Origin of the sequence: Pseudomonas juntendi, from assembly GCF_009932375.1 — a bacterium.
In the GTDB taxonomy this organism is placed as follows: domain Bacteria; phylum Pseudomonadota; class Gammaproteobacteria; order Pseudomonadales; family Pseudomonadaceae; genus Aquipseudomonas; species Aquipseudomonas juntendi.
Genome location: NZ_BLJG01000049.1, coordinates 39,188 through 59,865, shown reverse-complemented (window position 1 = coordinate 59,865; position 20,678 = coordinate 39,188). Strand labels below are relative to the sequence as shown.

Annotated in this window: 26 protein-coding genes and 1 tRNA gene; 6 read left to right on the top strand and 21 right to left on the bottom strand. The window is 62.9% G+C overall.

Features of this window, described 5'->3' with window-relative positions; all coding sequences use genetic code 11:
- Together GYA94_RS07865 and GYA94_RS07860 are read left to right on the top strand one after the other, a co-directional pair.
- A partial coding sequence (locus GYA94_RS07865; protein WP_255326908.1) for a beta strand repeat-containing protein occupies nt 1-2,701 on the top strand: 2,701 nt, incomplete at its 5' end.
- Between the two features lie 50 nt (nt 2,702-2,751).
- Nucleotides 2,752-4,227, top strand: coding sequence for a TolC family protein (locus GYA94_RS07860; RefSeq protein ID WP_161892070.1), 1,476 nt, complete (start codon nt 2,752-2,754; stop codon nt 4,225-4,227).
- Nucleotides 4,228-4,345: 118 nt separating this feature from the next.
- On the opposite strand, the gene GYA94_RS07855 is transcribed toward GYA94_RS07860, so the two are convergent.
- The 3 genes from GYA94_RS07855 to GYA94_RS07845 form a co-directional block, all read right to left on the bottom strand.
- Nucleotides 4,346-5,641, bottom strand: a complete 1,296-nt coding sequence (locus GYA94_RS07855; RefSeq protein ID WP_161892069.1) for an NAD(P)/FAD-dependent oxidoreductase — start codon at nt 5,639-5,641, stop codon at nt 4,346-4,348.
- 84 nt (nt 5,642-5,725) lie between these two features.
- Nucleotides 5,726-5,899: a DUF3094 family protein gene (locus GYA94_RS07850; protein WP_033744188.1), complete on the bottom strand. Its 174-nt coding sequence runs from the start codon at nt 5,897-5,899 to the stop codon at nt 5,726-5,728.
- A gap of 133 nt (nt 5,900-6,032) precedes the next feature.
- Nucleotides 6,033-6,662: a DUF1780 domain-containing protein gene (locus GYA94_RS07845; protein WP_009683003.1), complete on the bottom strand. Its 630-nt coding sequence runs from the start codon at nt 6,660-6,662 to the stop codon at nt 6,033-6,035.
- A 131-nt stretch (nt 6,663-6,793) separates the two neighbouring features.
- Between GYA94_RS07845 and GYA94_RS07840 the strand changes: the two genes are divergently transcribed.
- Nucleotides 6,794-7,477, top strand: a complete 684-nt coding sequence (locus GYA94_RS07840; RefSeq protein ID WP_054903879.1) for an energy-coupling factor ABC transporter permease — start codon at nt 6,794-6,796, stop codon at nt 7,475-7,477.
- A 50-nt stretch (nt 7,478-7,527) separates the two neighbouring features.
- Here the strand turns inward: GYA94_RS07840 and yacG are convergent, their stop codons facing one another.
- Genes yacG through GYA94_RS07820 form a run of 4 tightly spaced genes read right to left on the bottom strand, consistent with a single transcriptional unit; the run spans nt 7,528 to nt 10,425 of the window.
- Nucleotides 7,528-7,728, bottom strand: a complete 201-nt coding sequence (yacG, locus tag GYA94_RS07835) for a DNA gyrase inhibitor YacG (protein WP_009683001.1) — start codon at nt 7,726-7,728, stop codon at nt 7,528-7,530.
- Nucleotides 7,725-8,348 carry a dephospho-CoA kinase gene (gene coaE, locus GYA94_RS07830; protein WP_161892068.1) on the bottom strand — a complete coding sequence of 208 codons (624 nt, stop codon included), beginning with the start codon at nt 8,346-8,348 and terminating at the stop codon, nt 7,725-7,727. The genes yacG and coaE overlap by 4 nt, the downstream gene beginning before the upstream one ends.
- Entirely contained in the window at nt 8,348-9,214 is an 867-nt protein-coding gene (locus tag GYA94_RS07825) for a prepilin peptidase (RefSeq protein ID WP_161892067.1), read from the bottom strand. Before GYA94_RS07825 ends, coaE begins: the two co-directional genes overlap by 1 nt.
- Before the next feature lie 2 nt (nt 9,215-9,216).
- On the bottom strand, nt 9,217-10,425 hold the full coding sequence (locus GYA94_RS07820; protein WP_161892066.1) for a type II secretion system F family protein: 1,209 nt from the start codon (nt 10,423-10,425) through the stop codon (nt 9,217-9,219).
- Between the two features lie 215 nt (nt 10,426-10,640).
- On the opposite strand from GYA94_RS07820, the gene GYA94_RS07815 reads away from it, so the two are divergent.
- Both GYA94_RS07815 and GYA94_RS07810 read left to right on the top strand, forming a co-directional pair.
- Nucleotides 10,641-11,051, top strand: a complete 411-nt coding sequence (locus GYA94_RS07815) for a pilin (protein ID WP_029884908.1) — start codon at nt 10,641-10,643, stop codon at nt 11,049-11,051.
- Nucleotides 11,052-11,122: 71 nt separating this feature from the next.
- Nucleotides 11,123-11,198, top strand: a tRNA-Thr gene (locus GYA94_RS07810).
- Between the two features lie 1,103 nt (nt 11,199-12,301).
- On the opposite strand, the gene GYA94_RS07805 is transcribed toward GYA94_RS07810, so the two are convergent.
- The 9 genes from GYA94_RS07805 to GYA94_RS07765 all read right to left on the bottom strand — a co-directional run bounded on the left by GYA94_RS07805 (nt 12,302) and on the right by GYA94_RS07765 (nt 18,774).
- Nucleotides 12,302-12,619: a phage head closure protein gene (locus GYA94_RS07805; protein ID WP_161892065.1), complete on the bottom strand. Its 318-nt coding sequence runs from the start codon at nt 12,617-12,619 to the stop codon at nt 12,302-12,304.
- Nucleotides 12,619-12,900, bottom strand: coding sequence for a head-tail connector protein (locus tag GYA94_RS07800; protein WP_161892064.1), 282 nt, complete (start codon nt 12,898-12,900; stop codon nt 12,619-12,621). The genes GYA94_RS07805 and GYA94_RS07800 overlap by 1 nt, the downstream gene beginning before the upstream one ends.
- Nucleotides 12,897-14,393, bottom strand: a complete 1,497-nt coding sequence (locus GYA94_RS07795) for a terminase large subunit (RefSeq protein WP_161892063.1) — start codon at nt 14,391-14,393, stop codon at nt 12,897-12,899. The genes GYA94_RS07800 and GYA94_RS07795 overlap by 4 nt, the downstream gene beginning before the upstream one ends.
- Nucleotides 14,390-14,845 carry a phage terminase small subunit, hendrixvirinae-type gene (locus GYA94_RS07790; RefSeq protein ID WP_161892062.1) on the bottom strand — a complete coding sequence of 152 codons (456 nt, stop codon included), beginning with the start codon at nt 14,843-14,845 and terminating at the stop codon, nt 14,390-14,392. The genes GYA94_RS07795 and GYA94_RS07790 overlap by 4 nt, the downstream gene beginning before the upstream one ends.
- A 45-nt stretch (nt 14,846-14,890) precedes the next feature.
- Nucleotides 14,891-15,154 carry an HNH endonuclease signature motif containing protein gene (locus GYA94_RS28560; protein ID WP_369008865.1) on the bottom strand — a complete coding sequence of 88 codons (264 nt, stop codon included), beginning with the start codon at nt 15,152-15,154 and terminating at the stop codon, nt 14,891-14,893.
- A 77-nt stretch (nt 15,155-15,231) separates the two neighbouring features.
- Nucleotides 15,232-16,464, bottom strand: coding sequence for a phage portal protein (locus tag GYA94_RS07780; RefSeq protein WP_255326906.1), 1,233 nt, complete (start codon nt 16,462-16,464; stop codon nt 15,232-15,234).
- Complete coding sequence (locus GYA94_RS07775; protein ID WP_161892060.1) at nt 16,461-16,982, bottom strand: HK97 family phage prohead protease; 522 nt, start codon at nt 16,980-16,982, stop codon at nt 16,461-16,463. Before GYA94_RS07775 ends, GYA94_RS07780 begins: the two co-directional genes overlap by 4 nt.
- On the bottom strand, nt 16,982-17,569 hold the full coding sequence (locus tag GYA94_RS07770) for a tail assembly protein (RefSeq protein WP_161892059.1): 588 nt from the start codon (nt 17,567-17,569) through the stop codon (nt 16,982-16,984). The genes GYA94_RS07775 and GYA94_RS07770 overlap by 1 nt, the downstream gene beginning before the upstream one ends.
- A 2-nt stretch (nt 17,570-17,571) precedes the next feature.
- Nucleotides 17,572-18,774 carry a phage major capsid protein gene (locus GYA94_RS07765; protein WP_161892058.1) on the bottom strand — a complete coding sequence of 401 codons (1,203 nt, stop codon included), beginning with the start codon at nt 18,772-18,774 and terminating at the stop codon, nt 17,572-17,574.
- Nucleotides 18,775-18,923: 149 nt separating this feature from the next.
- Here GYA94_RS07765 and GYA94_RS07760 point away from each other — a divergent pair, with 149 nt between their 5' ends.
- Nucleotides 18,924-19,142: a hypothetical protein gene (locus GYA94_RS07760; RefSeq protein ID WP_161892057.1), complete on the top strand. Its 219-nt coding sequence runs from the start codon at nt 18,924-18,926 to the stop codon at nt 19,140-19,142.
- Nucleotides 19,143-19,335: 193 nt separating this feature from the next.
- Here the strand turns inward: GYA94_RS07760 and GYA94_RS07755 are convergent, their stop codons facing one another.
- The 5 genes from GYA94_RS07755 to GYA94_RS07740 form a co-directional block, all read right to left on the bottom strand.
- Nucleotides 19,336-19,737, bottom strand: a complete 402-nt coding sequence (locus tag GYA94_RS07755; protein ID WP_161892056.1) for a helix-turn-helix domain-containing protein — start codon at nt 19,735-19,737, stop codon at nt 19,336-19,338.
- Between the two features lie 68 nt (nt 19,738-19,805).
- On the bottom strand, nt 19,806-20,129 hold the full coding sequence (locus tag GYA94_RS07750) for a hypothetical protein (RefSeq protein WP_161892055.1): 324 nt from the start codon (nt 20,127-20,129) through the stop codon (nt 19,806-19,808).
- The gene (locus GYA94_RS07745) at nt 20,126-20,338 is read right to left on the bottom strand and encodes a hypothetical protein (protein WP_161892054.1); all 213 of its coding nucleotides are present in this window, start codon (nt 20,336-20,338) and stop codon (nt 20,126-20,128) included. Before GYA94_RS07745 ends, GYA94_RS07750 begins: the two co-directional genes overlap by 4 nt.
- Complete coding sequence (locus GYA94_RS28125) at nt 20,331-20,465, bottom strand: hypothetical protein (RefSeq protein WP_255326905.1); 135 nt, start codon at nt 20,463-20,465, stop codon at nt 20,331-20,333. Before GYA94_RS28125 ends, GYA94_RS07745 begins: the two co-directional genes overlap by 8 nt.
- Entirely contained in the window at nt 20,462-20,662 is a 201-nt protein-coding gene (locus GYA94_RS07740; RefSeq protein WP_161892053.1) for a helix-turn-helix domain-containing protein, read from the bottom strand. Before GYA94_RS07740 ends, GYA94_RS28125 begins: the two co-directional genes overlap by 4 nt.
- Between the last annotated feature and the right edge of the window lie 16 nt (nt 20,663-20,678).

Here is a 20,678-nt window from a genome sequence, read left to right as displayed (position 1 = left end):
CGATGCCGACGGCATCGCATTGGCCGGCAGCATCGATCTCAACGGCGGCAGCATCAAGGACCCTGCGGGTAATGACCTGGCCCTGTCGCTGGGCGCTGTCGGCAGTGCAGGCGTGCTGGTAGATACCGTGATACCCAGCGTGACCAGCATCGTACGCGCCGATGCCACGCCCACCAATGGCAGCTCGATCAACTACACCGTTACCTTTAGCGAAGATGTGAGCGGCGTGGACGCCAGCGACTTCACCGTCAGCTATGGTGGGACTGCGGCAGGTAGCCTGGCCAGCGTGACCCAGGTCGACGGCCGGACCTACACCGTAGTGATCGACAACCTCACGGGTGAGGGCGATATCACGCTGGCCCTGAACGGCAGTGGGACGGGCATCGCTGATGCAGCAGGCAATGCCGTGGGTGCGGGACTGACCGGTGAAACCTACTCAGTGGACCGCACTGCGCCGTTGGTCACCAGCGTCAGCGTGCCGGCCAGTGGCAGCTATGTAGCGGGGCAGAACCTGGACTTCACCGTAAACCTCGGCGAAGCGACCCTGGTCGATACCCGCAATGGCACCCCGCGCATCAAGGTTACCCTCGATAATGGCGAAATCGCCTACGCCACATACCTGTCCGGCTCGGGTAGCACGGCCTTGGTGTTCCGGCTGACAATCGCCAACGGCCAGCAGGACAGCGATGGCATCACCCTTGGCAGTGCCATCGAACTGAACGGCGGCACGCTACGCGATGCGCTCGGCAATAACGCTGATCCAGCGCTTAACGGCATTGCCGATAGCAGTGGCGTTCAGGTAGATGCGATCGTCCCGGTGATCGAGCGGGTCAGCTTGCCGGCTAATGGTAACTACAAGGCCGGCGATGTGCTGACCTTCACCGTCAGTACCAGCGAGCCCGTGCTGGTCGATACCAGCAGCGGCACCCCACGCCTGGCGTTGGTGCTGGGCGGGGTGACCCGCTATGCACAGTACGTTTCCGGCTCTGGTAGCGCGCAGTTGGTGTTCGCCTACACCATTGAGCCCGGCAACAACGCCAGCGGCGGGGTGGCCTTGGGCGCAAGCATGGACCTGAACGGCGCCACGCTCGGTGACGCGGCTGGCAATGCCCTGAACCTGGCGCTTGGCAACCCTGGCACGGGCAGCGGCATCATCATCGATACCACCGCACCGCAGGTCAGCGACATCGTGCGCGTCGACACGACGCCTACCAACGCTGGCACGCTGCGTTACACGGTGACCTTCGACGAAAGCGTGTCCGGCGTGGACAGTGCCGACTTCACCCTGGCCTTTACCGGCAGCGCGAGCGGCCGCATCGCAGGGGTGCAACAGGTGGATGGTCGCACGTACATCGTCACCGTCGACAGCCTGGCCGGTGCCGGTAACGTGCGCCTGGACCTGAACGCCAGCAGTACCGGCATTGAGGATGCATCCGGCAACCCAGTCAGGGGTGGCCTGGCCGGTAGTGTCTACAGTGTTGATCGTGTGGCGCCGTCTGTCACCCACGTGGCTGTGCCTGCTAGCGGCACTTATGTCGCTGGCCAGTACCTGGACTTTATCGTCAGCACCGATGAAGCGGTGCTGGTGGACACAGGTGACGGCGCACCGCGCCTGGCTATCACCCTGGATGACGGGCGCGTGGCATATGCCGACTACCTGGCCGGGTCGGGTAGCAACAACTTGGTGTTCCGCCTCAATGTCACCAGCGGCATGGCGGGCAACAACAGCTTCAGTGTCGGCACTGCCATCGACTTCAACGGCGGCAGCATTCGCGATGCCCGCGGCAACCAGGCACAAGCCACCCTGAACAACGTCGACGATACCCGAGGCATTCTGGTCGATGCCCGCGCACCGCGAGCCAGCAGTATCGTGGTAGACGGGCCGGTACTGCCAACTGATCGGAGCATCAGCTTCACCCTGACCTTCGACGAGGCGGTATCGGGCGTAGATGCCAGCGATTTCAGCGTGCTGGGCACCAGCAGTGCCAGCGGGGACGTGCAGACCGTGCAGCGCATCGATGCCACCACCTACCGCATCGTGGTGGGTAACTTGCGCGGCCAGGGCGCCTTGGCCTTGAGCCTCAATGCCTTGGGCAGTGGTATCCAGGACAGCGCCGGCAATACCCTGGCGACCAGCTTGGTGAGCCCGGCACAGAGCACGCAGGCGCAAGACGTGGGTGACCTGCAATACCGCCTGAACCCGCCGCAGCCGGTTGATGTACCGCAAGCTGTGCAGTTGCAGCCGCAAGTGCCTGGCATGCCGGCCAATGCAGGGGTTTCCCCGTTGCTGCCGGCATCGTTGTTCGAGGTGCGCAGTGTGGGCGGCGACTTGCAGCCGTTGGGCACGATCTTCCTCGCCAATGGGGGCAGTGCCCCAAGCTTCATCGCCCAGGTATTCGGCAGCAGCGACAGCAGTGCCGGGCAGAGTGGTTTTGCAGGCTTTGGCAATGGCGGCAACAGCGTGTTTGGCAGTAGTACGCTGGCGGCCATCTTCAACCACGATGTACCCGGCGTCAGCGCACTGAATGTGTTCAACGGCACGCAGTGGCGCCCGGCCGAACTCGAGCAAGGCTTGCGCGGGGTGTTTGGCGCGCCGAGCTTCAGCCAGCAGTTGCAGCAACTCAACGAAAGCGAACTGCGCCAGGTGCGCGACCTGGCTCAGGCCTTGGCCCAACCGGCGCAGATCGGACGGCAGGTATGAAATACAGCACAACACATGATCAACATGCCGTACCAGGGGGCGGCCCAAGGATGAATAAAAGTCATAAACTGTTCGGTGCCAGCATGCTGGCGCTGGCCATCAGCGGGTGTGCTGTAACCAGTCAGCCCATCGACCGCAGCGCTAGCGAAGCCCGTGCGCGTACCGACCTGGCCACCATGTTCAAGGGGCAGGAGCCCCTGAGCGGCCCCCTGACCCTGCACCAGGCCATGGCCCGCGCGGTCAAGTACAACCTCGAAGCGCGGCTGAAAGTCATGGAAGAGGCACTGGCCAAGCGCCAGGTCGACCTCGCCCAGTTCGACATGCTGCCACGCATGGCGCTGGATGCCGGTTACGCCGGGCGCAACAACGTGGGGGCGTCCAGCAGCCAGAGCATCCGCACCGGCACCCAGTCCCTGGAGCCGTCCACTTCGCAAGACCGTGACCGTGAAGTGGCCGACCTGACCATGGTGTGGAACGTACTGGACTTCGGCGTCAGTTACGTCAGCGCCAAGCAGCAGGCAGACCAGCGCCTGATTCTTCAGGAACGCAAGCGCAAGGTGATTCACACCATCACCCAGGACGTGCGTTCGGCCTATTGGCGCGCGGTGGCGGCGCAGCGCTTGCTAAGCCAGATCGACGCCTTGATGGGGCGTATCCAGCAGGCCCGCGACAACAGCCAGCGCATGGCCACCCAGCGCATCGGCGACCCGGTGCAGACCCTGAGCTACCAGCGCGCGCTGATCGAAGCCACGCGCCAGCTGGAAGAGCAGCGCCGCGCCTTGTCGTTGGCCAAGACCGAGCTGGCCGCACTGATCAACCTGCCGCTGAACACCGACTTCACCCTGGCCCCCGAACAAGGCTATGCAGTGCCACAGTTCACCGGCGACCTGGCCAAGCTCGAAGAGCAGGCCCTGGCCAGCCGCCCGGAACTGCGCGAGCAGGACTACCAGGCGCGCATCAGCGCCGCAGAAACCCGCAAGGCCATGCTGCGTATGCTGCCGGGGCTGGAGTTTTCCGCTGGCGGGCACTACGACAGCAACTCGTTCCTGACCAACCAGAGTTGGGCCGACTACGGCGTGAAAGTGACCTGGAACCTGTTCAACGTGCTTTCGGCCCCCACAGCCATCAAGGTTGCCGAAGCCGGTGAAGACGTGGCCGCCGCGCGGCGCCAGGCGATGTCGATGGCGGTGCTTGCGCAGTTGTATGTGGCCAACGCCAACTACCAGGAGTCGGTGCGGCAGTTCCGTACCAGTGAGGAGCTGGCCACGCTCGATGGCGAGATTGCCGGCCAGTTGCGCAACCGCTTCCAGACCCAGAACATCGGTGAGCTGGAGCTGATCCAGGGCGAGTTGAACAACCTGCAGACGCAGTTGAAGCGCGACCTTGCCTACGCAGAACTACGCAACGCCTACGCGCAACTGTATGTAAGTTCGGGCACCGACCTGCTGCCGGATACCTTGCCGGACAGCAACCTGCAGACCATCGCCACGGCGTTGCAGAACGGCGAGGCGAACTGGAACCACTGATCGCTGTAGGAGCGGCCTTGTGTCGCGATGGGCTGCACAGCAGCCCCGGGGATACCGGCCAAAATCCGGCCCCCGGGGCCACCGCACCAAGCAAGGGCTACACCTGCAAATCGCCCATTCAGTGCAATTTCAACCGCGGCTCGGTACCCCGGCCAATCTTGCTGCCCAACATCATCAATGCCGTACGGAAGAACCCGTACAACGCCATCTGGTGCATGCGGTACAGCGACACATAGAACATCCGCGCCAGCCAGCCTTCCAGCTTCACGCTGCCCATCAGGTTACCCATCAGGTTGCCCACCGCGGAGAAGCGCGACAGAGAAACCAGCGAGCCGTAGTCCTTGTAGGCATAAGTGGGCAGCGGCTTGTTCTCCAGCCGCGCTTTAAGGCTTTGCGCCAGCATCGACGCCTGCTGGTGCGCCGCTTGCGCCCGTGGCGGTACATTGCGGTCGCTGTCTGGCTGCGGGCACGCCGCACAGTCGCCAAAGGCGAAAATGTTGTCGTCGCGGGTGGTTTGCAGGGTAGGGCGTACCACCAGCTGGTTGATGCGGTTGGTTTCCAGGCCATCGATGTCCTTGAGGAAACCGGGCGCACGGATACCGGCCGCCCACACCTTCAAACTGGCCTGGATCACCTCGCCGTCCTTGGTTTTCAGGCCGTCTTCGGTGACTTCGCTGACAGCGGCGTTGGTCATGACCTTGATCCCGAGTTTTTCCAGGGTCTTGTGCACCGGTACGCTGATGCGCTCCGGTAGCGCCGGCAGAACGCGCGGGCCGGCCTCGATGATGGTGATGTGCATGTCCTTGGGCTGGATGCGGTCCAGGCCATAGGCCGCCAGCTCGTGGGCCGCGTGGTGCAGCTCGGCCGCCAGCTCCACACCGGTGGCGCCCGCACCCACAATGGCTACGCTGATTTTCTCGCTGGCCACGTCGCCGGCGTGGGCGCGCAGGTAGTGGTTGAGCAGTTGCTGGTGGAAGCGCTCGGCTTGCTTGCGGGTGTCCAGGAACAGGCAGTGCTGCGCCGCGCCCAGGGTGCCGAAGTCGTTGGTATTGGAGCCCACGGCAATGACCAGGGTGTCGTAGCCCAGGGTACGTGCAGGCAACAGCTCGCGCCCCTCTTCGTCCAGGGTGGCGGCCAGTTGGATCTGCTTGCCCTCACGGTCCAGGCCGCTCATGCGCCCCAGCTGGAAGTTGAAGTGGTTCCACTTGGCCTGGGCCACGTAGTTCAGTTCGTCTTCCGAGGAGTTCAGCGAGCCGGCGGCCACTTCGTGCAGCAGTGGCTTCCAGATGTGCGTGAGGTTGGTGTCGACCAGGGTGACGTCGGCCTGCTTGCGCTTGCCCAGGCTTTTACCCAGGCGGGTCGCCAGTTCCAGGCCGCCGGCGCCGCCGCCGACAATCACGATGCGATGAGTCATGGGGATATCTCATAAGGTTTACGGAATGCTTGCCCTTTGGGGGCGGCCGCAAACTGCACGAGGGGAGGGCGAGCGCAAGGCAGCTCATAGCACCAGTCCACTCAGCAGGCGGCTGACAAGGCCCAACCCGATGGTCACGGCCACCACCAGCACAAGGAGCAGCCATGGCCGGAAGGGCCGGCGCTCGACTTGGTGCTGGGGGGCTCGCAGATACTCATCGACACGACGCTGATCTTCCGGGTTCAGGCGGCTGGTCATGGTAGGGCCTCGTCAGGTAGACGTAAGAGACTGCACAAACGCTACAGCGTTCGTGCAAGCGCTTGAAACAAATGATAATGCTTTCTATCCCTGGCGCCGAGTGTACGCCATCGCAAACACTCGCTGCACAGGATCAAAGACTGATGCCAACGTCGAAGACGATGCTGCGCCCCAGGTTGCTGCGCAGGAAATCCGGCGCATCGGGGTGGGCGAACAGCACGCGGGCAAAGGTTGGCCCGACCAGCGACAGCGAGCGCCAGCCCTGGCGCAGGTATTCGGTGGGCGGCGGGAAGTGGGTGTTCAGGTCCAGCACCTCGCGCTTTAGGCTGGAAAACGCAATGATGTCCAGCTCGTTCAGCTCCAGCCCGCGCTCGCGATAATTGCGCGCCTTCTTGCGCAAGGTGGGCGCCAGCCGCCCGAGCAGTTCGGTGGCACTGATGCGCCGTGGGCGGGCTTCGCGGCGCACCAGTTGCGCCAGGGAAAATGCACTGCGCCGGCGCTGCAGCTCTTCGCGCCATTCATCATTCAGGCGGCGGCCCTCGTCGAGCACGAAAAACACCTCGAAGGCGGCGTCGCGAAACAGCACGTCGGGCGGCTCTTGCCCGGCCGGGGTGAAGTCTTCGCTGCGGTAGGGAATGTTCAGCCCCTGCAACAGGCGCTGGCACACCCACCGCTCCCGCTCCCACTTGCGGGCGTTGGAGAGGAAGGCATTGGCTTGTTCGGCCTGAATGGTCAGCAGGCGCAGGTAGTCGGAGTCATCCATGCACACAAGCTTAGCCGTTAATCGATGACAGCAAGAGGCGCGCATGCGGCCGCAGGCCGTCCGCTGCAGAGGGGCCGGGAAGTTTGCGTGTACACTGCCCTTATCCACAAGCCGGCAAGGGGCATTATTCAGTGATCAGCGCACAGGTGTTGTCTGGCACCACCCTGAGCCTTGGCTGGCTGGGTTACGTGCCGCTGCTGGCCTGGGCCGCCAGCCAGGTTCGCTGGGTGGAACTGCTTGCCGACCGGCGCCGCCAGCACCTGCTGTTTGGCACGGTGTTCTGCCTGTTCGCGTTGTGGCTGGTAAGGCGCGATTTCGATACCGGCGTGGCGTACCACTTCATCGGCATGACGGCGGTTACCCTGTTGCTGGACTGGCCACTGGCCGTGCTGGGCGGTTTCATGGCCCAGCTTGGCCTGCTGGTGCTGGGGCGCCAGGACCTGGCGGCGTTGGGGGTCAATGGTCTGTTGCTGGTGGGTTTGCCGGTGCTGATCACCGAGGTGTGCGCCCTTGTGGTGGAGCGGGCACAACCGCGAAACCTGTTCGTTTACATCTTCTGCTCAGGGTTTTTCCCTGCCGCACTCACGGTGCTGGTCTGCGTGCCGGTGGCGCTAGGGCTATTGTGGCTGGACGGGCGCTTTGCGCTGCCAGAGTGGCTTGGCGACTTTGTCGGTTACCTGTGGCTGATGATGTTCCCCGAAGCGTTCATCAACGGCATGGTGATCAGTGCGCTGGTGGTGTTTTGCCCGGACTGGCTGGAAACCTTCAACCGCACGCGGTATTTGCAGGCGCCGTGGAAGGACGATGAGCACTGAGCCCGCAGGCTAGGCCGGTGCATCATCGCCTGGCCGGCAGGTGGATCAGTTCAATGCCGCGACTCCAGGTCGCCTGAATACAGCTCGTCCTCGGACTCCTGCGCCCCAGGAATCTTGTGTTCCTCCGCAGCCCAGGCACCCAGGTCGATCAGCTTGCAGCGGTCTGAGCAGAACGGCCGGAACGCGCTTTTCTCGGTCCATTCCACAGGTGCGCCACAGGTCGGGCAATCGACGGTCAATGGCTGGCTCATGGCTGGCCTCCTTTCAAAGTCAGGTAAAAGTGGTGCAGGCGGTCAATCTGCTCATGCAGCGCGGCGAGGTCGCCGTCATTGACCAGCACATCGTCGGCATGGCGCAAGCGTTCCTCACGGGCCAGTTGGGCCTTCAGGATCGCCTGCACCTGCTCGGTACTGGTGTTGTCCCGGGCCAGGGTACGCGCCACTTGCAGCGCCTGCGGCGCATCGATCACCAGCACGCGCTGGGTCTTGTGGTGCTGCCCCGACTCGATCAGCAGCGGCGATACATAAATCGCATACGGCGACTCTGCCTTGGCCAGGTAGCTGAAAATCTCTTGCCCGATCAGCGGGTGCAGCAGTTGCTCCAGCCATTTGCGCTGCGCGGGGTCGGCGAAAATCAGCTGGCGCAGCGCGGCACGGTCGAGCTGGCCATCGGCCTGCAGCACCCCCGCGCCAAAGCGCTCGACAATGCTGGCCAGGGCCGGGCGGCCAGGCTCGACCACCCAGCGCGCAGCCTGGTCGGCGTCGACCAGGTGCACGCCAAGCTCGACGAAGCGCCCGGCGGCGGCGCTTTTGCCGCTGCCAATGCCGCCAGTCAGGCCGAGAATCCAGGGGGTAAACGCCGCAGTGGTCATCAGTATCCCAGCAGTTGCAGGTAAGAGGCGTATATTTCATCACCCCAGAGCACGGCAATCCACCCCGCAATGGCCAGATAAGGGCCAAACGGCATCGCCGTGCCTAGTGCGTGCCGGTGCAAATGCAACAAGCTCAGGCCCACCAGCGCCCCGACCACCGACGACAGCAGCAGCGTCAACGGCAGCACCTGCCAGCCACCCCAGGCGCCGATCAGCGCCATCAGCTTGAAGTCGCCATAACCCATGCCTTCCTTGCCGGTGACCAGCTTGAACAGCCAGTACACCGACCACAGGCAGAGGTAACCCGCCACCGCCCCCCATACCGCACTGCCCAGCGGTACATAAACGGCAAAGGCGTTGACGATCAGCCCCAGCCACAGCATCGGCAGCACCAGTACGTCCGGCAGCAGTTGGTGATCGGCATCGATCAGGCTCAGGGCCAGCAGGCACCAGGTCAACGGCAATGCCAGCAATGCCTCGGCTGACGCACCAAAACGCCAGGCCACCAGCAGCGACAGCAGCGCACTGGCCACTTCCACCAGTGGGTAACGCGGGCTGATGCGGGCCTTGCAGGCAGAGCAGCGCCCACGCAAGGCCATGTAGCTGAGCACTGGAATGTTTTGCCACGGGCGAATCGGGTGTGCGCACTGCGGGCAGCGCGAAGCGGGCAGGCACAGGTCGAAGCGCGGGTGCTGCGTAGTCGGCAGCCCCAGAACCTGCTGCGCTTCACGCTGCCATTGGCGCTCCAGCATGATCGGCAGGCGGTACACCAGCACATTCAGAAAGCTGCCTGCCAGCAGGCCGAGCACGCTCGCCAGGGTGTAGAAGTACGCCGGCTGTTCAGCCAGCAAGGTCCATAAAGTCATGTTCAGATCAAGCTACCCAACTGGAAGATCGGCAGGTACATCGCCACTACCAGGCCACCCACCAGCAATCCCAGGACCAGCACGATGGCCGGCTCCAGCAAGCTGGTCAACTGGTCCAGCGCCTGGCTGACCTGTTCCTCATAATGGCTGGCGGCTTTGTCCAGCATCGTGTCCAGCGTGCCGCTGGCTTCACCGATGGCCGTCAGTTGCACCAGCAAGGGTGGAAACAGCGGCTCACCCGCCATCGCCTGGTTCAGCCCCTGCCCATTGGCCATACCCTGGCGCAAGCGCAGCACCGCCTGTTCGTGCAACTGGCCCCCGGTTACCCGCGCCACCGTACCCAGGGCATCCAGCAAGGGCACCCCGGCCGCATAAGCGGTTGCCAGGCTACGCGCAAAGCGCGCCAACGCCGCCTGCCCCAGCAGCGTGCCGAATACCGGCAAGCCCAACACCAGGCGCCCGAGCCACAACCGCGCAGGCGCATGCCGGCGGCACAGCTGGCGCCCGGTAAAACCTAGCACCAGGCCCAGCGCCAGCAACATCGGCGCAAACCGGCCGAACCCTGTGGACAAGTCGATCACCCACTGGGTAAATGCCGGCAATTGCGCGCCCATGCCTGCGAACATGTCCTCGAACCTGGGTATTACCTCCAGCAACAGCACCGCCGACACGCCCAGCCCGGTCAGCAACAGCAGCAACGGGTAGACCATCGCCTTGCGCACCTTCTTCTGCAGCGCCCGCCGCAGTTCCAGCATGCCTGCCAGCTGCTCCAGCTGCCGGTCCAGCGTGCCCGACTGTTCGCCCACCCGTACCAGGTTGCAGTACAGCGCATCGAACCAGCCCGGGTGGCGTTGCAACGCATTTGCCAGCCCCAGGCCCGCAGCTACATCCTGTTTCAATCTAACCAGCAGCGCAGCCAGGGCGGCACCACAGCCACTGCGCCCCATCACCTCGAACGCCTGCAACAGCGGCACCCCGGCCTTGAGCAAGGTCGCCAACTGCCTGCTGAAACCCGCCGGGTCCGCTTTTTCCCGCCGCTTTGGCAGCTTGAGGCCAAGCCCGCTGGCCGGCCGCAAACTGGCCACGTTGATGCCTTGGCGAATCAACCCGGCACGTACATGGGCCGGGCTGGGCCCAGGCGTTTGGCCACTGACCGGCGCGCCATTGGCGTCGGTGCCGTGCCAGCTGTAGAGGGGGGTGGTAGTGGTCATGCGAAGGTCCTTTTGTTGCCCGTGCGACAAGCCTGGAAACAGCTTGCCGCGCCTATGCCAGGGCGCGCGTCCATGATGCTCACTAGAGTAGTTCAGCGATGATGCAGCCCAAGCAGGCAGGGGTGACAAAAGGTGACTGTTCAGGCCTACTGCGCCGCTGTCGCTTGGGGCGAGATTGACCCTAACGAGTACGCGTATCAAAAAGGAAACTGTTCATGAAAGGGCAACGCGGTATCACCCTGATCGAACTGATGATCGTTGTGGCGATCATCGGCATTCTGGCGACCATCGCCTTACCGATGTACACCAACCACCAGGCCCGCTCCAAGGCCGCGGCCGGCTTGCTGGAAATCAGCGCCCTGAAAACGGCGATGGACCTGCGCCTGAACGACGGCAAGGATGTAGCCGGCGTAGCCGAACTGGGCGGCCAGCCGGCAACGGCGCATTGCGCGATCACCGCCAACGGCAAGGCGGCCGATAGCAGCGGCAGCCTGGTTTGCACCCTGGTGGACGCACCGGCCACCGTACTGGGCAAGGCCCTGACGTTGACCCGCTCGGCAACGGGCTGGGCGTGCACCACCGACATCGAAGAAGACCTGGCGCCGAAGGGCTGCAAGGGGGCCTGAGGGCAGGGCAATAAAGTAGTGGAAACAGGGGTTTGCGTAACGGGTGCGAGCAGTGGTACGTTGCGCTACACGCCGGTGTAGCTCAGTCGGTAGAGCAGCGCACTCGTAACGCGAAGGTCGTAGGTTCGATTCCTATCCCCGGCACCAGAAAAATCAAGGCATCCAGCCGAATTACCGTGACAGCAGCGAGCGGTGTGACAGCAGGGTGACAGCAAAGCGCAGCCCCGTACAGAGGCGATCTGGCGGGGCTTTTTCGTGGGCGCCACAAAATGGCGGTGTCGGGTTTCGTGGCGCGGGGTTTTACGAACACCTCGTAAAACCTGCCGGGCGCCGGTTTTAGATACCCGGAATTCCGGGTATCTGACCGATGCATCGCCCAGTGCGTCGAACCTGCGATTTGCCGGTTTGGTCAGGCGGTCTTGGTACGATTTGAAATCGAGCCAAGATGGGGTGATCGCTAACCAGCGGATTTCGCGGTTTTGACTTCGTACGGCGTTCGTACGAAATGAGGTTGGTACGGAAAGCGTCCCGACCTACTACGAAATTTTCGTAGTGGAACCCAGGCGGAACCCAGTTGGTTTTGTGCGGACGAACTTCGGATGCCAGGCGTACGCTTGGCCAAAAGAACGTTTGGCGTTGTTTTGCCGAACAACTCCCGGACAAGAACGCCGGACAAGGAATCGGCTCCAGCCCAGGCGCCATACGGCTTGCAGCGATATCTAACTACGTGTGTCGCGAACCCATACACAGAGCCAGAATCGAGAGCCGATTGGTGTTCATGAAGGCACAATATCAGGGCACAAGGTTTTCGCTCCAGGCCATGCGCCATGCGGCCTGTAGCGTATTCAAACTACGTGCGTTGCAAACCCCATGTGGATTTGAAATCTGGATGGCTCAGAACCGAGCCATGACCCAGAACTGGACCATCCAGAAATGCCCTCGGTTTTCAGGACATCTCATTCAGATGAATGAAATGCGGGATTTTCCCGGATTACCTGACCCGTCAGATCGACGGGGTAGGCTTCCTCAAATTGAGGGAGTTGTGGCTTCCTGCAATGCAGGGAGTTGAGACTTCCACCAACGGTGGGAGTTGGCGGTCAATTCTGTCAGCCTGCCAGAATTGTCTTACCCCGCTGGGGGATCACATTGGATGTGACCCCTTCAACCCCCAGCGGGGGTCGGACGCCTCAATTTTGAGGAGGCGGGGTAGCGGATCGCTAGGGCATGGGGATCGGGAAACGCTACCCCCTTCAATCCCGGCCAGTCTTGCACATGAGTTCGATCCGTCGGCGGCGAGCGTCTGGCAGCACGGCGGTGATTTCGTACACCTTCTCCCCTTCGCGTATGCGCCAGCTCGATACCATGTCGTCGCGGTACCGGATGCGGATGCGGAACACGGTCTGCGACTGAGGCGCCTGGGCGGCGATGAACTCGCTGCCGCTGATGCTCTCGATATCGGCCCACTCCCGGCTTACTGGCTCCCAGGTGCGAATGAAACCGCCACCGGGTGTTCTGGTGTCCACCGGGCGCTCAATCGTCACTGGGTAGCGCAGCTTACCGGCCAGCATCACAGCACCGCCATCGAGCGATACGGAGCCAGCAGCATGGAATAGGCAGTGCCCTCGGTCAGCGTGCGGTCGCCCTGGCGCTCCCGATTCTCGTACAGGTCGCCCACCAACAGCAGCACGGCGGCCTTGACCGGAGCGGGCATCGGATCGGGTAAGCCGTCTCCCAGAAAGTTGCTGACGTGAGTTTCGGCGGCAGCGATCAAGCCTAGGATGTGGCCGTCTTCCTCGTCGTGATCGACGCGCATGTGCAGTTTGGCTTCTTCAAGGGTCACGGTAGTCATACGAAAAATACCTCGGTATCAAGATCGGCGGGGGCCTCGGCCACCTGGGCGGCGCCGAACGCCATAGCCAGGGCCTGCAGGCCGTCGATGCGGCCGGTGCGGCGGCTCTTGTCCAGCTTGCGATTGCCGCTGGGGTCTTTCACCGCCACCGCGTTGGCAGCGCACAGGGTCAGTACGGGGTGGCCACCGTGGGCGACGCGGCCATTCAGCAGCTCCGCCTCCAGAGCGTCGAGGGCTGGCGCCATGTCGCGGAAACCTTGCCCGTGGGGCACCAGCGGCAGCTCCAAGCCCAGCCGCTCCAATTCCTTCTTGAGCACGTCGATGCGCCAGCGGTCATAGGCGATTGCCGCCACCTCGCAGTCGCTCAGAATCTCGGCCATGTCCAGGGCCACCGCTTCCAGATCAACCGTGGCCCCAGGCGTAGTGCGGATGTAACCCTGGCGCACCCACATGTCATACGGGGCGCGGTCCTTCTGCGCTCGGTCGAACAGGCCCTGCTCGGGCGTCCAGAAGTACGGTCGCACCTGCCACACGCCGTCCACCCTGCCGATCAGCACCAGCGCCGTCAGGTCGGTTCGGGCCGACAGGTCGAGGCCCGCGTACACCAGGCCCTCGAAAGGGTCAGGCGCGGTGTCGCAGGCCATCCACACGTCAGGGCTGATGAAAGGGCTGTCGAGGCTCACGCGCTGGTTGAGCAGCAGGTTGCGGGCAGTGTTGCTCATGCTCGGCATGCGCTCGGCTTGCTGCATCTGCTCCCGCAGGTCTGTCTCCGACCGGAAGATGCCCAGGGCCGGGTTGGCCGCTCGCCAGCCGTCTTCGTCCATCAGGTCGCAGCCCGCTGGCGCCGCGTACAGGCGGCACACGATCTTGGGGTCATTGCTGCGCAGGGCGTCGTCAATCCACTGGCTCAGCAGATCGGCGTCGTTGGCTGCCTGGGTACTGATGGCGATCAGCAGCGGTGCCGAGTGAGCGCCCTGGCTGGTGGTGATAGCGTCCACGAAGTCGGACTGCGGGCCGCGAATCTGGCCAATCTCGTCCAGGATAGCCAGCACCGGGGAAAGGCCATGCGCGGTTTTGCCATCGGCGGCCAAGGCGCGGAACTCGGTGTTCAGGTTCAGCCCCAGCAGCCGCTTGCCGCTGGGCACGATGCGGACGATCTTCGACAGGGCGGGCGATAGCTGAACCATCTTGGCGGCCAGGTTGAACACCAGGGCGGCTTGGTCGCGGCTCATGGCACCCGACACAAGCTGGCTGTTTTGCTTCGCCTCGGGGCCGACCAGGTGCGCCAGCAGCAGGCCCGCGATCAGGCCCGACTTGCCGTTCTTCCTGGCCACACTGAGGATGGCCCGGCGAGTGCCCACCGGGTTGTCGTACACGTCGCGGATGAACTGGCGCTGGAACTCAGCCAGGCATAGCGGCTTGCCCACGTCTGCGCCTTCGGGCGTCACGCAATAGCGCTCGATGAACGCGACGATCTTTTCGGCGCGGGTCATTGCAGCGTGCTCAGGGTCGGGATCAGGTCGTCATCCACATGCTGCCGAGCCTCACGCTCGAGCGCAGCGGATTTGCGGCCATCCTCAGACCGCCCCACGGTGGCAGCCGCGTGGATGTGCAGGAGCCTGGACAGGGTGATTGCGCGACGGCTCATGGTGTCTAGAATTGCGCAAGCGGGGTTGGCCTTTCCGTCAACGACAAAGCCGTCCACGTCGATACTCTGCTGTAGCGCTTCGATATCCGCATTGGTTCGCGCAAGGTTTCCCGCCAGTACCAGATCGTTATCGGTCCAGGTGTCCCGTGGTCGCGTCTGTATCACAGCGTTCCAGAACGGCCAATCCTGCGCACGAAGTCGGACATGGGGAGGCGGTGCGATAGGGCCAAGCGCGACAGCCTGGGCCGCTGCTATGGCGGCCTTGGCGCTATCGGATCGGGGGCGGCGGGTTTTCATGGTCGTTTTTTGCGGTTAGCGATGAAAGAGAGGGTCGGGGGCGGTCTAGGTCCAGCCGGTTCCTGGTGATCTTTTGGCCCTATTCCAGTGGTGGTTTGGGTCAAGCGGGATGCCGTTCGCATCGCACCCCCGCGTGGTGCGCTTTCCCATGTCCTCGGCTGTCTTGATCGAGTGACACGAGTGGCACAAAGGCGCCAGATTGGTGCGCGCGTTGTTGTCGCCGTTGTTGTCCATGTGATCCACATCAGTAGCAGGTATGACCAGGCCACGGGCCGCACAGTCGCGGCACAGTGGTTCCTCGGCCAGCACCTGTGCACGCAGGCGCTGCCATGCAGCACTACCGAGAGGAATCGCCCTCTTCTTGGGTCTGTACCTGCTCACCCTGCTCACTCTTCTTCTCCTTCGCCTGGCGCTGCCTTTCCTCCAGGTGGGTTCCCAGCACCCGTACCCGGGGCTTTAGGGTCTGGAGCCTTGGTTTTTTGCTCATCATCAATACCTTCGACGGTGGGTAGGTTTTCCATGCGACGTACCTCGGACGGCAAAAGCCATCGATCCTCGATGCCGCGCTGATAGAACTGCGCACGGTTGAGACTATCACCACGCAACAGGCCTTCCACGTTGTGCTCAGCGAAGAAGCCGCTGCCCAGTAGGGTGCGGTTGATAGCCTGCTCCCATGCGACCAGGTGGCGGCGCAGGGTGTGAGTGACGAAGTACCGGCCCAGCTCCACGGCGTTAGAGTAGTTGGCCTCGCGCAGATCACCGATCAGCACAGGCGGTACACGGAACAGGCGGGCCACTTCCTCGACCGACAGGCGCCGCGCCTCGATCCACTCAGCATCCTCCAGGGTCATGGATACTGCGCTGTACTTCGCGCCCTGGGGCAGCACTGGGGTCTTGCCGTGGTTGTTCACGCCAGCCTGGCCAGCCGCCCAGCTCTCACGAATCTGCGCGGCCTGCTCTTTGGTGGTGCCGGGTGCTGTCTCGATCACGCCCGACAGCTTGGTGCCCTGCTCGAACATCTTGGCGCCGTGGGTACGTTCGGCCAGCGCCAGCCCGAGGGTGTCCCTGGCCACCTGAATAGGGCTGCGCCCGAGCACACCGTCTTCGGTGTGATAGCGGATGTGCAACATCTCGTCGGCGGTCAGTCGCTGCAGCTTGCCGTGGCGGTCGGTGTACTCGTAGACCAGGCGCTCGCTGGCTGAACTGCGCAGGATCGAAACGCTGTCCGGGTTGACCGGCTCCAGCGCCTGCACACGACCGGCACCACTCCAGCGGATGCGAGCATAGGCATTGCCGCGCAGCAGGATGTGGCGTTGCAGTTGCTCGCGGAATTCCAGGGCGGTTTGCCACTCGTTCGGGGCGTCGTGCAGCAGCGCGTACAGGGGATGAGTACGGGCCTTGTCACGCCCGTCATCGGTGCGGCGGTACACGTCCAGCGGCAGGCTGCCCACGCTCTCGCTGATGGCCGCGACAGCCGCGTATACGGCACTGATCGACTCGGCGGTCTGTACCGTAATGTTGACCCCTGCCGAGTTACCGGCCTGGCTGAACTGGTCGAAGTACCGATCATAGGCCGGGGTGTTGTTGGAGCGCGTGAACAGGCTGAACAGCTTTTTCACCGGATGCACTCCAGGAACTCAAGGTATCGACGGGCATTGGCCAGCGCCAGCATTGGCTTGCGGCTGCGCACCGATACGGTGGTGGTCGGGTAGGCCGGATTCGCCGTGATGGTGATTTCGTGCAGGTCCACGTCCTGCAGGCTGCGCAACTCGCCTTGCCAGTCCTCCTTCACCGGCACGAAGCCGAATGAGCACCCGGCCACGTCGCCGCGCTTCACCAGCTCGGACAGGTCACGACCCAAGCTGGTGTCGGGCAGGTCCAGTTCGAACGCAAGGCCCACGTCATCCTCAGTAAGGCGCAGGGTGCCAGCTCCGACACGGCCCAATAGGGCTGCATCATCGTGCTCGTAAACGGCGCGGATGCTGGCGGCGGCTGGGCCTGCAAGGGAGCGCTTGAAAGCCCCCGGAAGGATGATTTCGGTAAAGCCCTCGATGGGCGCTGGCTGGCCGAAACGTGCGGCATAGCCGAACAACGTCCGGCCTTTCCGTTCCAGGCTTGCGGCTACTCGGCGTTCCATCAAGCCTTGTCCTCTGCAACGATCGAAGCGGAGATAATCGCGCCGCCCCAGCGCCGCTCGCCGATGCAGATCGGCACCGGCAAGCCGCTGGCGGTAGTGTTTTTGGCGCTGCCAAAGGCGTACGACGGAAGGTTTTCAGGCGCACCGCTTTGTGCCAGCCCCTTGGCCTGCGGGCTGAGCATCTGGATGACACCGCCAGCAACCAACGCGATCCCAGGACCATAAGTTGCGCCGCCCGTGAAAGGCCCAGCGATGAGCAAAGCAACGCCCACAATGGTCTGCAGCAGGCCGGCACGTTTGCTTCCCTCGATCACAGGCACAAAGCGAAGCTCGCGAGCACCGCCAAACCCAAGTTCTTCCTCCTTGATGTTCTGGCCGTTCTTGAAGATCGCGAAGCGAAGCCCACGGCTCTGCGCCTTGGCCAACTCATTGGCGAATCCCGGATGATTGACGTCCATGGCCTTCACCGCTTCCCTGGGATCGCCACGGTCCAGCACAAAATGGTGCTCTTTACCAAACAGGCGGCGCAGGAATCCGCACAGGATGATCTTGGTCTTAGGGGTGTAGTCGATCGCCAGGGCAGCCATGGTTACGCCTCCGAAGCAACTACGAAACCTTCGGGATGGCGCACGGCGGTGTCGACAGTGGCCATCGCACGGACCTGCACACCGCCACGGCTATAGGCCGGTTCGGCGTATGGGTTCACCAGAATGTCCACCTCGGACCAGACGCCCAACATGACCTGGCTCCAGTCGCCCAGGATCAGCTTGCCGGTCGGGACGTTCTTCGACGCTGCCAGCGCCAGCCCAGCCAGCGAACCGTTGTCGTACAGGAAGCCACTGCCAGACCCGGCCACCTTCTCGGTGCTGCCCAGAATGGTGCGGATCGCGGCGGTGGTCAGCCAGCGGGCGTTGGTGATGTTCACGTCATCCAGCTTCTCCAGCAGCGCCAGCACCTCGGCCCAGGTGGCGGGCATGGTGGCGGTCTGGATACCGGCAGTCTTCAGCACGCCCAGCGGTTCACCAGCAGCGCCGCTGCCGTTGATGATCGCGCGGTCGATCTGGCGGGCGATCAGGAACGACAGGTCTTCGCGTACCAGTTGCTCGATGCCTGGCGACGATTGCTGCAGGAGCTGGCGCGACATTTCGGTCTTGCCGCCAACATGCTTCGGCGTCAGGGTCACACCGTCGAACGACATTTGGCCCTCAGGCACGGCCTGGCCCTCAGTAACCCATCCGGTTTCTAGGCCGCTGCCGAACTTCGGCACGCTCACATTGCCCACCAGGCCGGTCAGGGTGCGGATGCCCAGCGAACGCGCCAGCAGCGCCTCACGCAGCGGCCCGATGTATTGGTCTGCCCGGTGGTCGGTGCCCACCAGCTCGGGTGCGGTCGTGGTGGTGTTGGCGCGGCGCTCCAGGGCGGCGAACGGAACGAATACGCCCTCAGCCTTGCGACCAGTGCGGCGCTCGGCCTCTTTGGCATACTCGGCCTCGGCGCCGTCCAGAGTACGCCCCTCCATCTGCGCACGCAGGACACGCACGACCGATACGCGCTTCTCCAGGTGCTCAGGGGTGTCGGTGGCGGCGGGAGCGGCGGTGCGCTTCTCCAGATCGGCCAGGTGTTCGTGGCGGGTGATCTGGTCGGCCAGCGAGCGCTCCTCGGCCTTGAAGGTTTCAAACTGGGTGGATTCGTCGGTGGTCAGGTCACGGCCAGCAGCGGAAGCGGTGTCCACCAGCTTTCTCATGCCCTCGACGGCGGCGGTGCGCTTCTCGCGCAGTTCGTGAAGTTTCATCAGGGAAAAGTCCTGTGGATGGGGTTTTCGAGTACCCACCATAGGCCTGTTTTCCCTGTCAAAACAGTGGCTTACCGTTCGCTTGATTGAGGCTCTGTCCTATTGTGTATGGGTGTATCTGTAGGGACATTGAGGCTTGAGAGTTTCCGATGAACGGTCGTCTTGCCGTCTCGCTCGACTTGGTAGATCAGGTCGGGGCGAACCTCTACGGCACACAAGCGGCACAAGCCAATTTGCGTCCAAGGAAGGAACTCTACGACCAGGAAAGTATGGCCGCTGACTCGGGCGCATCGTCCTGCAACTCGATGCTGGCACCGGCCTTGGCGGTAGGTTTGTGGTCCCATTTAAATGACCCCTTGGTGGTGTAATTAAATAAGAGTGGGATTTTTTCCCATCAGCCCTATCGCTGGAGGCCGCATGTTTCCTGTGGACCAGTAGGAAAAATTCCCATAGGTCCACCTGACGACCGACGCACCCGGACATAACCGGACTAATGTCTGGTCGGCTACTGGGAAAAAATCCCATAGGTTTGCGGAAAAAATCCCACTGGAAAAATCGAAATCAGATGAACTTGAACCTAGGTGGGCCAGCAGGAACCTCAAGGTTCTTACCCACGCACTCGTCGATCTTCGCCCAAGTGATCGCATACAGCGTGGGCTGCCTTTTGCCGTCGGCTGAATACGGGCCAGGCTCTCGCGTCTTGATGATCAGCCCGGCCTCTAACAGCTCATCCAGAGCGCTCCTGAGCGTCTTCGCATCCATGGACCGCCCAGTGGAAAGCATGGACGTGGTAATGGCCAGGTCGCCGTTGTTCTTGCCGTTGTAGTTCCTGGCAAGCTTCACCAAGACGGCGATGGCCTTGGGCGAAAGGTTGTCGAACGCGGGATGGATCAGCAGCCGGTATGGAAGCGCCAGCGCACGCCCACCGCCGAAGTCCACCTTGTAGTTTTTCTTCCTAGCCATTCATGAACTCACAATAAGGCGCAAAGGGGTCGATCTGAAATCGACCCCCTGCATGGGGCAGTGGGTTGTCAGGCTGCGCGGCGCGTGCCAGACTTGCCCCCGATATTGCTTTCCCGAGCCATGTCTTGATCCTTGCGGCGCTGCAACGCCGCTTGGGCCTTCTCTTCTTCCTTCCAGACAAGCTCGCTCAGGTTCTCACTGCGTTCGCACAGGCTGTGCGCGACCAGCTTCAAGCCGTTCATGAGCCCAGCCAGGCGATAGCCGTTCAAGAACGGGCTCCCTTCGCTGTCTTCTTCGGTGGCGTTGTCGTTCACCAGGTCAGCAACTACGTTCATGAAAGTGCCAGCATCCATCAGCAGCTTGGCGTCGGTTTCCGTAATCTGCAGGTTCATGCTGCGCTCCCCTCGAAAAACTCAATGATCTGCTCGGCACCCATGTCGTAGCGGTGACCTGCCTCGATGCGGTTGGTGGCTTGTTCAATGAGCATGAACTCGCCGTAGTTGTCGCTGGAGTAGTGCGACTCAGAGCGCTCAGCCCGGTAGCCGTGCTTCTCTGCGATCCGCTTAGCGCGGGCGTCCAAGGCGTTCTGTTTCTTAGGCATTTGCAATTACCTCGATGCGATGCGCGCCCAGTCGGCGCAGGGTTTCCAGATCGACCAGGCGGGTGCTGGCCGGGAGTTGAAGGGTGCCCAGGATTTTCTGGTCACCGCCGATGATGCGAACGGTCATCGGGCGTTCTCCGATGCCAGGCGGTTGATCCACGACTGCAGCTCACTCACCAAGATCAGGCGGCGTTTTCCGGACTTGAACGATGCCAATTCGCCGCGGGCTATCGCGGTGTAAATGGCACTCCGGGTGTGGCCTGTCATTTGTCCGGCCTCTTCAGGGCCGACTGACAAAGGCATTAGGGTGTGGGATTGATTCACTGTGCTCTCCTTTCGT